This window comes from Mycobacterium sp. NPDC050551 (genome assembly GCF_040674075.1).
Lineage (GTDB): Bacteria > Actinomycetota > Actinomycetes > Mycobacteriales > Mycobacteriaceae > Mycobacterium.
In genome coordinates, this window is the sequence record NZ_JBFARC010000005.1 from 509,359 (window position 1) to 520,530 (window position 11,172).

Consider the following 11,172-nt stretch of genomic DNA (forward strand, 5'->3'; position numbering starts at 1 on the left):
CGACGTTAGTCGACGGTCCAGGTGTCCTTGCCGCGAAGCAGCGATTGCAGTGCTGCCGTGTCGTGCGGCCGCGCCTCGCGCGCCGCACGGACCTGCCCGCGCGCGGCGTCGTCGTACGTGGGCCGGCTGACCTGGCGGAAGATGCCCATCACCATGTGCTCGAGGTTCTGTTCACTCAACCGCGACAGCGCGAAGGCGTACCCCGGATCGTCGATCTGGGCGTTGTGCACCACGATCTCGTCGGCGGACACGTCGGCGGTCTTGGCGACCTCCAGGCCGTACCCGGACTTGACCACGCAGTACTCGCCGTCGGCGCCGAAGATGATCGGCTCGCCGTGGGTCAGGTTGATCAGGCGCTCCTCGGCGCCCTCCTTGCGCAGTGCGTCGAACGACCCGTCGTTGAAAATCGGGCAGTCCTGCATGATCTCGACCAGTGCGGCGCCCCGGTGTGCAGCGGCACCGCGAAGAACCTCCGAGAGGCCCTTGCGGTCGGAGTCGAGCGCCCGGCCGACGAACGTGGCCTCGGCGCCCAGTGCCAGCGACACCGGATTGAACGGGTAGTCCAGCGAGCCCATCGGCGTCGACTTGGTGATCTTGCCGACCTCGGAGGTCGGCGAGTACTGGCCCTTGGTCAGACCGTAGATCCGGTTGTTGAACAGCAGGATCGTCAGGTTGATGTTGCGGCGCAGCGCGTGGATCAGGTGGTTGCCGCCGATCGACAGCGCATCGCCGTCACCGGTCACCACCCACACCGACAGGTCCTCGCGGGCCAGCGCCAGGCCTGTGGCGATGGTCGGGGCCCGGCCGTGGATGGAGTGGAAGCCGTAGGTCTCCAGGTAGTACGGGAACCGGCTCGAGCACCCGATGCCGCTGACGAAGGCGATGTTCTCGCGCCGCAGTCCGAGTTCGGGCAGGAAGTTCCGGATGGTGTTGAGGATGACGTAGTCACCGCAGCCGGGGCACCAGCGGACCTCCTGGTCGCTGGTGAAGTCCTTGCCCTTCTGCGGCTGGTCCGTCGTCGGCACGTGGGCCGTCTTGGACAGCGGGGTCAGGTTCAGGTCGGATCCGACTAGGTCGGTCATGCTTTCACTCCCACACCGGTCACATCGGTTTCCGCGTCGTCCTGGCCGGGGCCCTCGATGGTGGCCGCGGCCAGTCGTGCGAACTTGGCCTTGTCGATTTCCTTCTCCGCGAGTGTGCCCTCCAGGGCGGCGTCGATGATGCCCTCGACCTCGTCGGCCAGGAACGCCATGCCCTCCACCTTGGTCACCGACTGCACGTCGATGAGGAACTTGGCGCGCAGCAGCATCGCGAGCTGGCCAAGGTTCATCTCCGGCAGCACCACCTTGGGGTAGCGAGACAGCACCTCACCGAGATTGGGAGGGAACGGGTTCATGTGCCGGATGTGTGCCTGGGCGACATTGATGCCCTTGCGGCGCGCCCGCCGGCACGCCTCGCCGATGGGGCCGTACGAGCTGCCCCATCCGAGCATCAGCAGTTCGGCTTCGCCGCTGGGATCGTCGACCTGCAGATCGGGCACCGCGATGCCGTCGACCTTGGCTTGGCGCAACCGCACCATCAGGTCGTGGTTCTTCGGTTCGTAGGAGATGTTGCCCGAACCGTTGGCGGCTTCCAGGCCGCCGATGCGGTGCTCCAGACCGGGTGTACCGGGAATCGCGAACTGGCGGGCCAGGGTCTCCGGGTCGCGGGCGTACGGCTGGAACGGCTCACCGGTCTTGGCGAAGGTGTGCTCGATCGACGGATAGGTGCTGATGTCCGGGATCCGCCACGGCTCCGAGCCGTTGGCGATCGCGCCGTCGGACAGGATGACCACGGGTGTGTGGTAGCCGATCGCGATGCGAACGGCCTCGACGGCGACGTCGAAGCAGTCCGACGGCGAGCGTGGTGCCAGCACGGCGACCGGTGACTCACCGTTGCGGCCGTAGAGCACCTGCAGCAGGTCGGCCTGTTCGGTCTTGGTCGGCAGACCGGTCGACGGACCGCCGCGCTGCACGTCGATCACGATCAGCGGCAGTTCGGTCATCACGGCCAGACCCATCGCCTCCGACTTGAGCGAGATGCCCGGGCCGGAGGTGCTGGTGACGCCGAGCGCGCCGCCGTAGGAGGCGCCGATGGCCGCGCCGATGCCTGCGATCTCGTCCTCGGCCTGGAACGTCAGCACATTGAAGTTCTTGTGCTTGGAAAGCTCGTGCAGGATGTCCGAGGCCGGGGTGATCGGATAGGTGCCGAGCACCACCTGCAGGTTGCTCAGCTGCCCGGCCGCCACGATGCCGTAGGCGAGCGCGGTGTTGCCGGAGATCTGCCGGTAGTCGCCGGACTTGAGCTTGGCGGGCGAGACCTCGTAGGTGGTGGCGAAAGCCTCGGTGGTCTCACCGAAGTTCCAGCCGGCCTTCAGCGCCAGCACGTTGGCCTCGGCGACGTCGGGCTTGCGGCCGAACTTCTCCCGGATGAACGCCTCGCTCTGGTGCAGTTCGCGGCCGTACATCCAGGACAGCAGGCCGAGGGCGAACATGTTCTTCGCGCGCTGGCCGTCCTTCTTGGTCGCGCCGATCGCCTCCACCGCGCCGAGCGTCAGGGTGGTCATCGGGACGGCCTGCACGACGTAGTCGGACAGCTCGTCGTTCTCCAGCGGGTTGGCCTCGTAGCCGACCTTGGCCAGGTTCCGTTTGGTGAACTCGTCGGAGTTGGCGATCACCAGGCCACCGCGCGGGAGGTCGCCCACGTTGGCCTTGAGCGCCGCGGGATTCATCGCGACCAGGACGTCGGGGCGGTCACCCGCGGTGAGGATGTCGTAGTCGGCGATCTGGATCTGGAACGACGAGACGCCGGGCAGCGTGCCCTGGGGCGCGCGGATCTCGGCGGGGTAGTTCGGCTGCGTCGCAAGGTCGTTGCCGAACAACGCGGCCTCGGAGGTGAACCGGTCACCGGTCAACTGCATGCCGTCGCCGGAGTCACCGGCGAATCGGATGACGACTTTCTCCAGCTTCTGCCGTGGCTGTGCTGGACTGGCTGCCGGACCAGCTCCGTTGCCGTTCGAGCCCATCCCCCTGCCTTTCCCGGGTCGTGGTGCTGTGATCGAGTCGCGGTCAATGACTACCCGCCGGCGGGCGGAACCCACGGAGGCCTCGGCTTCGCGCAGCGGCGCGTCGCCGTTTGATGTCACTGTCAGTACCGATTATTGCACTTCTCTTAGGCGAGGCTTTACCACACACGCCCGCGCGTCGCCGGACCACGTCCGCGGTATCCGCTGCTCAGTGACGTGAATGACATGTTGACACCCGTCAATCTGTGTCGTTCGTCACGTTTTCCGGCGGCGTCATTTCTAAGAGAAAGTTACCGACCGGTAGCACCTGGCTAGCACTGCTGAGCAGCCGCTCAGCAGCACGTCAGGGCCGTCCGACGGGTTCTTTCCGCCTGCGCTTGTCGAGTTCGCGCGCCACCAGTTCACTGGCCAGCGCCACGGCCTCGCGAGGCTCCGCGCCCGCCGACCGGTTCGCGGTGTAGCAGGCGGTGAACATGTCCCCGGCGCCCGTGGTCTGCACGCCGCTCACCTGCCACGCCGCGGGCACCCTGACGACCGAACCCTCGGTGTAGACGTCGCAGCCCTCCGACCCGAAGGTCACCAGGATCTCGGGCACTCCCAGTTGTGCGGCGGTCGAGGCGTCGAATTCGCCGTCCGCGACGATCACCGCCTCGTCCTCGGCGAGCTTCAGCACGGCGAGGTGCGGCAGCATCTCCCTGCTGAAGTGCCGGTCCAGAGTCAGCGGCCCCAGCCGGTCCGCGCGCACCAGCCCCTGCCCGTCGTAGACGATCCGGTGTCCGCGATCGGCGAGGAGCGCGAGCGTCTCGGCGGGGAAGTCGCCCCGCAGCAGCGGCGCGAGGTGGATCCATGTGGTGTCCGGATCGGCGGCGGCGACTTCCGCGCCGCCCCACACCGGTCCGATCGCCTCGACGGTCATCGTGCGGTGGTCGACGTCGACGTAGTCGAGCCGGAAGCTGCTGGTGCGCTGCCCGGGCAGGATGCGAAGAACGGCCCCGAACCGGTCGACCAGCGGATCGAACAGCGCATGGTCGCGCTCGGCGGCCATGCCGATGATCCGTCCGGGACCCGCCATCGCCTCGAGTGCCACGCCCGCAAAGGACGCACAGCCTCCCGGGCTCGGTGGGGCGCCGTTGATCACGTCGACGGCCAGGTTTCCCATCACGGTCACCCCGCCGACGAGCTGTCGCACCGCTGCCCCTCCCCGTTCACAGTGTGGCCATCTGGGGCCGTGGCGCGAAATGTTATCGGGGATTGCCTCCCGACGACGACTCCATCGTCACACCGGCAGGTTGAAGGGGGTGACGACCTGGATCGGCGTGGGTCGCACGGATTCGGCGGGCAGCGCTCCCCGCTGCGCCAGGATCGACCGGATCGCCAGCCGCGCGTCGGCGCGCAGGTCGTTGTGCAGCACCACCGAGATCCGGCCGTCCCGCAGCAGCCGCAGGTTGTCGGCGTCGAGGTCGTGCGCGACGAACACCCGGCAGGGCCTGCCGACCTTCTCGAAGGCCGCCACCGTGGCGGTGTTGCCGCCGCCGACCGAGTACACGGCTTCGATCGCGGGGTTCCGGTCGAGCGCCTCGAGCACCAACCGCTCGTTCGTGGCGTCGATGCCGTCGCTGTCGCTGACCTCGACGATGCCGCGGCCCGAGCCGCGCAGACCCGACCGGAAGCCCACCTCACGTTCCCCTTCCCCGCGGAACACCGTGCGGCTCAGCGTGATCAGCACGTCGGATCGGGACGGCCCCAGCCACTGGTCCATCAGGTAGGCCGCGGTCACCCCCGCACCGTGGTTGTCGATGCCCACGTAACCCGACCGTGCACTGGCGGGCACGTCGGTGGCATAGGTGACCACCGGAACGCCCGAGTCCACCAGCCGGTCGACGGCCGCGGCGACCTCGGGATCGTCCTGCGCCTTGAGCACCACGCCGTGGCTGCCGCGGATGCGGGCCAGGGTGTCGACCATCTGGGCGGTCTCCCCCGCCTCCCACAGGTGGAAGCGCGCCCGCACCATCGCGGGCGCGAAGGCCGGCAGTTCCGCCTCGACGGCCGTGCGGAAGGCGTCGGAGAACCGCCGGGGGGTCTGCATCACCACGTCGATCAGGTAGCGCCTGCCGTTGAGCCGCAGCTGCGCCCGCTGCTTGTCGAGGTCGGCGATCGCCTGCACGACCTCGGCGCGGGTGTTCTCCCTGACGCCGGGACGGTTGTTCAGCACGCGGTCGACCGTCGCTTCGCTCAGCCCGGCCTGCTGGGCGATCTCACGGACCTTGTACCGGTGCGCCATGTCTCTGGGTCCCGTTCTCCCGGCGAGCAGACGCATGTTGCCCGCGACACGCCGTTGAGCGCGGCGCTTTGCGTCTGCTCGCGTAAATCAGTGAGGTCTTTTTGAGGGGTTTCTGGTGTTGATTGCGGGATGCGTCCCCGCAAGACTAACGGCATGACCGCCCCAGTGACCACCGCCGACAGTGCCTGGATCGAGGACGCCGACTGTCGCCTCGACGACTTCCACGCGCAGGTGTCGCGGGGCACCGACCCCGCGGACTATCCGCTGGCCGGCGACGTGCGGTCCGGGGTGCCGGTGTACTCGGCCGACACGCCGGCCCGCGCGGACCGGCGCGCGCTGCAGACCGAGCTCATCCGCGCCCTGGCCGACGGGCCCGGCGTGGTGGTGTTCACCGACGCGTTCGCCGCCGACGTGGTCGACCGCGCGAGTGCCGCGTTCAGCGCGCTGATCGACGCGCAGCGCAGCGAGGGCGCCGCGGCGGGTGACCACTTCGGCGAGGCGGGCGCCAACGACCGCATCTGGAACGCCGCGCAGAAGCTGGCCCTCTTCGCGCCGGAGGTGTTCGCCGACTACTACGCCACCGACGCGCTCGCGCTGGTGTCCCAGGCCTGGCTCGGGCCGCGCTACCAGGTCACCTCGCAGGTGAACGTCGTCAATCCCGGTGGCGCCGCGCAGGTACCGCACCGCGACTTCCACCTCGGCTTCGTCGACGCCGACCAACTGACCAGCTATCCGGCGCACCTGCACCGGCTGTCAGCGGCCTTGACGCTGCAGGGTGCGGTTGCGCACTGCGACATGCCGCTGGAGAGCGGGCCGACCATGCTGCTGCCGCACTCGCAGCGGTTCGCCGGCGGCTACGTCGCGTTCCACCGGCCCGAGTTCGTCGACTACTTCGCGGCGCACCACGTGCAGGTGCCGCTGCGCAAGGGCGACGCGGTGTTCTTCAACCCGGCGCTGTACCACGGCGCGGGATCCAACACGTCGGCCGACATCCGCAGGATGGCCAACCTGCTCCAGATCTCCTCGCCGTTCGGTCGTGCGATGGAGTCGCTGGACCGCACCGCGATGGTGCGCGCCGTCTACCCGGCGCTGCTCGCCATGAAGGCCGCGGGCCGCTCCGAGCGGGAGCTGACCAACGTCGTCAACGCCACCGCCGAGGGCTACGCCTTCCCCACCAACCTCGACCAGGACCAACCCCTCGGCAGCCTCGCGCCGCCCAGCCAGGTCGACGCCGTGCTGGCCGCGCTGGCCGACGGACTGCCCGCCACCGCACTCGACACCGTGCTCGATGCCCGCAACGAACGGAGAACCCCATGACCACCATCGGAGTGATCGGCCTCGGCCGGATCGGCGCCTTCCACACCGAAACGCTCGCCGCGCTGGAGGGAATCGACGCCCTGGTGATCACCGACGAGCGCACCGACGTGGCCGCGGCCGTCGCCGCCGAGCACGGCGTCAAGGCCGTGGACAGCGTCGCCGAACTGCTCGCCTCCGGCGTCGACGGCGTGGTGGTCGCCGCCGCCACACCCGCCCATGCCGAGCTCACCCTCGCCGCCGTCGAGCGGGGCATCCCCACGTTCTGCGAGAAGCCGATCGCTTCGACCGCCGCGGAGAGCGCTCGGGTCGCGGAGCTGATCGCCCGCTCCGGCGTGCCGGTGCAGGTCGGCTACCAGCGCCGGTTCGACGCCGCGTTCGCCGCCGTGAAGCGGGCGGTCGACGACGGCTCGGTCGGGACCCTGCACACCGTGCGCAGCACGACGATGGACCCCGCTCCCCCGCCGATGGACTACATCAGGGGCTCGGGCGGCATCTTCCGCGACTGCGCCGTGCACGACTTCGACGTGCTGCGCTGGGTCACCGGTCAGGAAGCGGTCGAGGTCTACGCGACCGGAACCCGGCAGGGCGACCCGCTGTTCGCCGAATACGGCGACGTCGACACCGCCGCGGTGGTGGTGACCTTCGACGGCGGCGCCATGGGTCTGGTCTCGGCGGCGCGGTACAACGCCCGCGGCTACGACTGCCGCCTGGAGGTGCACGGCTTCGACGACACCGTGGTCGCCGGCTGGGACCCCGGGGCGCCCGTCCGAAACCTCGACCCGCACACCGATTTCCCCAACGGCACCCCCCACCATTTCTTCATGGACCGGTTCACCGAGGCCTTCCGCATCGAGCTGGCGGCCTTCGTCGACGTCACCAGGGGCGGCCCCATCCGGGGCGCGACCGTCGCCGATGCCGTCGAGGTGGCGTGGCTCGCCGAGGCCGCCACGGAGTCCCTGCACAAGAACGCGCCGGTGCGCATCGAGGAGGTCCGCAACCGATGAACGCGAATCCGATCAAGATCGCCGGCGCCCCGATCTCGTGGGGGGTCTGTGAGGTGCCCGGCTGGGGGCATCAACTGGACCCCGACCGGGTGCTGGGCGAGATGCAGGACGTCGGGCTGACTGCCACGGAACTCGGCCCGGAGGGCTTCCTGCCCACCGACCCCGCCGCGCTGCAGACCACCCTGCGCGACCACGCGCTCGAGTGCGTCGGCGGCTTCGTCCCGGTGGTGGCCCACGATGCCGATCAGGACCCGATCCACGACCTCGCCGGTCCGCTCGAGGCACTGGTGGACGCGCACGCCGGTGTCGTGGTGCTCGCCGCCGCCACGGGCGCCGACGGCTACGACTCGCGGCCCGTCCTCGACGACGACCAGTGGCGCACGCTGCTGACCAATCTCGACCGGCTGGCCGCCGTGGTGGCTGCGCGCGGGCTGCTCGCGGTCCTGCATCCGCACGTCGGCACGATGGTCGAGACCCGCGCCGATGTCGAGCGGGTGCTGTCGGGTTCGGCGATCCCGCTGTGCCTGGACACCGGGCACCTGCTGATCGGCGGCACCGACCCCCTGCAGCTGGCCCGCGAACACCCCGACCGGATCGCGCACACCCACCTCAAGGACGTCGACGCCGCGCTCGCGGCGCAGGTGCAGTCCGGCGAGCTCACCTACACCGAGGCGGTGCGGACGGGCATGTACACCCCGTTGGGCGCCGGCGACGTCGACATCGCCACAATCGTGACGACCTTGCGCGCCAACGGCTTCGACGGCTGGTTCGTGATGGAGCAGGACACCATTCTCGACGGCGAGCCGACGGGGCCCGGACCGGTTGCCGACGTGCGCGCCAGCGTGGACTTCCTGAAGGACGTCTGCCGCGCGGTCACGGTGTGACGCTGCGCATCGGTGTCCTCGGCGCCTCCCGCATCGCCGAGCTCGCCATCGTCGACCCGGCGCGTGAGTTGGGCCACCGGCTGGTGGCCGTGGCCGCGCGCGACCCGCATCGCGCGCGGGCGTTCGCCGACAAGCACGGCATCGAGCGGGTGGCAGGCACGTACGCCGACGTGATCGCCGATCCCGAGGTGGACGTCGTCTACAACCCGCTGGCGAACGCGCTGCACGCGCCGTGGAATCTGGCGGCCGTCGAAGCCGGGAAGCCGGTGCTGACCGAGAAGCCGTTCGCCCGCAACCACAACGAGGCGCGTCAGGTGGCCGATGCCGCACGCGCCGCAGGGATCACGGTGATGGAGGGCTTCCACTATCTCTTCCACCCGGCCACCCAGCGGGCGCTGCAGCTGGCGGGCGACGGGACGCTGGGCGAATTGATCCGCGCCGAGGTGCGGATGGCCATGCCCGCACCCGCCGACGACGATCCGCGCTGGTCGCAGGCGATGGCGGGCGGCGCGCTGATGGACCTGGGTTGCTACGGGATGCACCTGCTGCGCCGGCTCGGCCGCCCCACGATCGTGAGCGCCCGGGCCGAGCAGCGCGTTGCGGGGGTCGACGCCCGCTGCGACGTCGAGGTCGTCTACCCTGGCGGGGCCACCGGCCTGTCGACGAATTCGATGGTCGCCGAGGACTATTCGTTCACCCTGCGGATCGTGGGCACCGCGGGCGAGGTGATGGTGCACGACTTCATCAAGCCGCACGACGACGACCGGGTGACGGTGCGCACCGCTACGGGCGTGTCGGTCGAACGGCTGGGTACCCGGCCGTCGTACACCTACCAGCTGGCGGCCTTCGCCGCGCACGTGGAAACCGGTGCGCCGCTTCCGATCGATCTCGCCGACGCGGTAGAGAACATGACCTACGTCGACGACGCCTACCGCGCCGCCGGGATGGCGCCGCGCTAGGGGCGTCGGTTGGTGTGCAGCCGCTGGCTCAGATGTCCCAGCGGCCGCCTGCGGTCGGCGTGGCGTACCGGCGTTCGTGCCACCGCAACCGCAGCATCAGCAGTTGACGGTGCGCAGACCAGCCGACCGACAACGGATCACGCCACGCCGAAGCGCGGCTCCGTGCGGAATGTGGCTCCATGCCTCCATTGTGCCCATCTCCGGTGATTCGGCACGCCGACGCACCCCAGCGCAGGGTGTCGACCTGGTGAATTGTCGCCGAATCGAGATGTCAGTCACTCCGGCCCGCCAGGTAGTGGGCGGAGATCTCATCGGATGTGGTGACCCACACGTCGGGATGGTTGACGACGTAACGCAGTGCCTCGTCGAGATATCTGGCCCGGAACGGCTGGCCCGTCACGAACGGGTGCAGCGCCAGCGCCATCACCCTGCCGCTGTGTTCGGCGTCGGCGTGGAGTTGTTCGAGCTGATCCTTCACGATCTGGACGAACTGGGCACCGGGGAGGCTCTTCCCGACGAACAGCGGGATGTCGTTCAGCTCCACGGAATACGGCACGCTATGCAAGCCGGGGATCCGCAACGGGTAAGGCTGGTCGTCGTTCGTCCAGTCCAACGTGTAGCGCACGCCCAATTCGGCGAGCAGCTCCGGCGTGCGGAAGGTCTCGGTCAGAGCGGGTCCGAGCCAGCCGGAAGGGCGCCGGCCGGTGGCCTTCTCGATCGTGTCGAGGACATCGAGCAGGTACTCGCGCTCGTCGTCGCCGAGGTCGGTCTGCAGCGTGGAGTTGTTCCTGCCGTGCGCCAGCCATGCCCACCCCCGGTCGAGGCCGGCCCGGATCACCTGCGGGTAGCGTTGCGCCACATCGGAGTTCAACAGGACACTCGGTCGGATGCCGTGCCTGTCGAAGATGTCGATCAGGCGCCAGATCCCCACCCGCAACCCGTAGTCGCGCCAGCCGTAGTTCAGCGGATCGGGGGTCAGCGCCGCGGTGTCGGGATGGATGCTGGTCGACGGACGGTCGACCTCGAAGTGTTCGACGTTCAGCCCGACGTAGAACGCCACCCGGGCGCCGTCCGGCCACCGGATGGCCGGGCGTTCGGTGATCGGTGTGTAGGTGATGAGTTGGGTGTCCACGGCGGTATCGTCGAACCCTGACATCGATGTGAAGGTCAATCGGCGACGTAGTGAGGTGTGTCACATGCGGATCGGCGAGTTGGCGCAACGCAGCGGGGTCTCCACCAGGCTGCTGCGCTACTACGAGGAGCAGGGCCTGATGATCCCGCAGCGCGCGGCCAACGGCTACCGGGACTACAGCGAGGAGTTCGTCGACCAGATCGCCCAGATCCGCAGCCTGCTCGACGGCGGCCTGCCGACCCGGGTGATCAGACAGGTGCTGCCCTGCCTGAAGACACCGCGCGACATCCACTTCGCCGACGCGTCGCCGGAGATCATCGCGGTCCTGCAGCGCGAGTGCGACCGGATGGGCGACCGGATCGACCACCTGACCCGTAACCGCGACGCGATCTCGGCCTACCTCGCCGAACTGCGCCGCTGCGCACGGCCCGCGTGAGGCCGTGCACTTATCAAGCGATCATCGCAATCGCATATCGCGTCGGGCACAAGCCCATATGGGGGTTTCGGGCATGGGTTACCCTTCATCCACCG

At 69.2% G+C, this 11,172-nt stretch carries 11 protein-coding genes; 5 read left to right on the forward strand and 6 right to left on the reverse strand.

Going from position 1 to position 11,172, the window contains the following annotated elements; translation table 11 throughout:
- Positions 1-5: 5 nt before the first annotated feature.
- The 4 genes from AB0K11_RS22140 to AB0K11_RS22155 all read right to left on the reverse strand — a co-directional run bounded on the left by AB0K11_RS22140 (position 6) and on the right by AB0K11_RS22155 (position 5,345).
- Positions 6-1,082, reverse strand: a complete 1,077-nt coding sequence (locus AB0K11_RS22140; protein WP_364981780.1) for a 2-oxoacid:ferredoxin oxidoreductase subunit beta — start codon at positions 1,080-1,082, stop codon at positions 6-8.
- Positions 1,079-3,064, reverse strand: coding sequence for a 2-oxoacid:acceptor oxidoreductase subunit alpha (locus AB0K11_RS22145; RefSeq protein ID WP_364981783.1), 1,986 nt, complete (start codon positions 3,062-3,064; stop codon positions 1,079-1,081). The genes AB0K11_RS22140 and AB0K11_RS22145 overlap by 4 nt, the downstream gene beginning before the upstream one ends.
- 343 nt (positions 3,065-3,407) lie before the next feature.
- Entirely contained in the window at positions 3,408-4,232 is an 825-nt protein-coding gene (locus AB0K11_RS22150) for a PfkB family carbohydrate kinase (RefSeq protein ID WP_364981909.1), read from the reverse strand.
- Between the two features lie 108 nt (positions 4,233-4,340).
- A complete protein-coding gene (locus tag AB0K11_RS22155; RefSeq protein ID WP_364981786.1) occupies positions 4,341-5,345 on the reverse strand; it encodes a LacI family DNA-binding transcriptional regulator in 1,005 nt (334 codons plus the stop codon).
- 153 nt (positions 5,346-5,498) lie between these two features.
- On the opposite strand from AB0K11_RS22155, the gene AB0K11_RS22160 reads away from it, so the two are divergent.
- Genes AB0K11_RS22160 through AB0K11_RS22175 form a run of 4 tightly spaced genes read left to right on the forward strand, consistent with a single transcriptional unit; the run spans position 5,499 to position 9,509 of the window.
- Positions 5,499-6,662, forward strand: coding sequence for a phytanoyl-CoA dioxygenase family protein (locus tag AB0K11_RS22160; protein ID WP_364981789.1), 1,164 nt, complete (start codon positions 5,499-5,501; stop codon positions 6,660-6,662).
- A complete protein-coding gene (locus tag AB0K11_RS22165) occupies positions 6,659-7,666 on the forward strand; it encodes a Gfo/Idh/MocA family oxidoreductase (RefSeq protein WP_364981792.1) in 1,008 nt (335 codons plus the stop codon). Before AB0K11_RS22160 ends, AB0K11_RS22165 begins: the two co-directional genes overlap by 4 nt.
- Positions 7,663-8,550, forward strand: a complete 888-nt coding sequence (locus AB0K11_RS22170) for a sugar phosphate isomerase/epimerase (protein WP_364981794.1) — start codon at positions 7,663-7,665, stop codon at positions 8,548-8,550. Before AB0K11_RS22165 ends, AB0K11_RS22170 begins: the two co-directional genes overlap by 4 nt.
- Positions 8,547-9,509 carry a Gfo/Idh/MocA family oxidoreductase gene (locus AB0K11_RS22175; RefSeq protein WP_364981796.1) on the forward strand — a complete coding sequence of 321 codons (963 nt, stop codon included), beginning with the start codon at positions 8,547-8,549 and terminating at the stop codon, positions 9,507-9,509. The genes AB0K11_RS22170 and AB0K11_RS22175 overlap by 4 nt, the downstream gene beginning before the upstream one ends.
- 28 nt (positions 9,510-9,537) lie before the next feature.
- Here AB0K11_RS22175 and AB0K11_RS22180 read toward each other — a convergent pair whose 3' ends face one another.
- Complete coding sequence (locus AB0K11_RS22180) at positions 9,538-9,690, reverse strand: hypothetical protein (RefSeq protein WP_364981798.1); 153 nt, start codon at positions 9,688-9,690, stop codon at positions 9,538-9,540.
- A gap of 90 nt (positions 9,691-9,780) precedes the next feature.
- Complete coding sequence (locus AB0K11_RS22185; RefSeq protein WP_364981801.1) at positions 9,781-10,641, reverse strand: polysaccharide deacetylase family protein; 861 nt, start codon at positions 10,639-10,641, stop codon at positions 9,781-9,783.
- 64 nt (positions 10,642-10,705) lie between these two features.
- On the opposite strand from AB0K11_RS22185, the gene AB0K11_RS22190 reads away from it, so the two are divergent.
- Positions 10,706-11,077: a MerR family transcriptional regulator gene (locus tag AB0K11_RS22190; protein ID WP_364981804.1), complete on the forward strand. Its 372-nt coding sequence runs from the start codon at positions 10,706-10,708 to the stop codon at positions 11,075-11,077.
- Positions 11,078-11,172: the final 95 nt, after the last annotated feature.

Excerpts from the sequence above, each read along its gene's own strand:
- AB0K11_RS22140 (WP_364981780.1), bottom strand. The coding sequence starts at position 1,082 with ATGACCGACCTAGTCGGATCCGACCTGAACCTGACCCCGCTGTCCAAG.
- AB0K11_RS22145 (WP_364981783.1), bottom strand. The coding sequence starts at position 3,064 with ATGGGCTCGAACGGCAACGGAGCTGGTCCGGCAGCCAGTCCAGCACAG.
- AB0K11_RS22155 (WP_364981786.1), bottom strand. The coding sequence starts at position 5,345 with ATGGCGCACCGGTACAAGGTCCGTGAGATCGCCCAGCAGGCCGGGCTG.
- AB0K11_RS22160 (WP_364981789.1), top strand. The coding sequence starts at position 5,499 with ATGACCGCCCCAGTGACCACCGCCGACAGTGCCTGGATCGAGGACGCC.
- AB0K11_RS22165 (WP_364981792.1), top strand. The coding sequence starts at position 6,659 with ATGACCACCATCGGAGTGATCGGCCTCGGCCGGATCGGCGCCTTCCAC.
- AB0K11_RS22170 (WP_364981794.1), top strand. The coding sequence starts at position 7,663 with ATGAACGCGAATCCGATCAAGATCGCCGGCGCCCCGATCTCGTGGGGG.
- AB0K11_RS22180 (WP_364981798.1), bottom strand. The coding sequence starts at position 9,690 with ATGGAGCCACATTCCGCACGGAGCCGCGCTTCGGCGTGGCGTGATCCG.
- AB0K11_RS22190 (WP_364981804.1), top strand. The coding sequence starts at position 10,706 with ATGCGGATCGGCGAGTTGGCGCAACGCAGCGGGGTCTCCACCAGGCTG.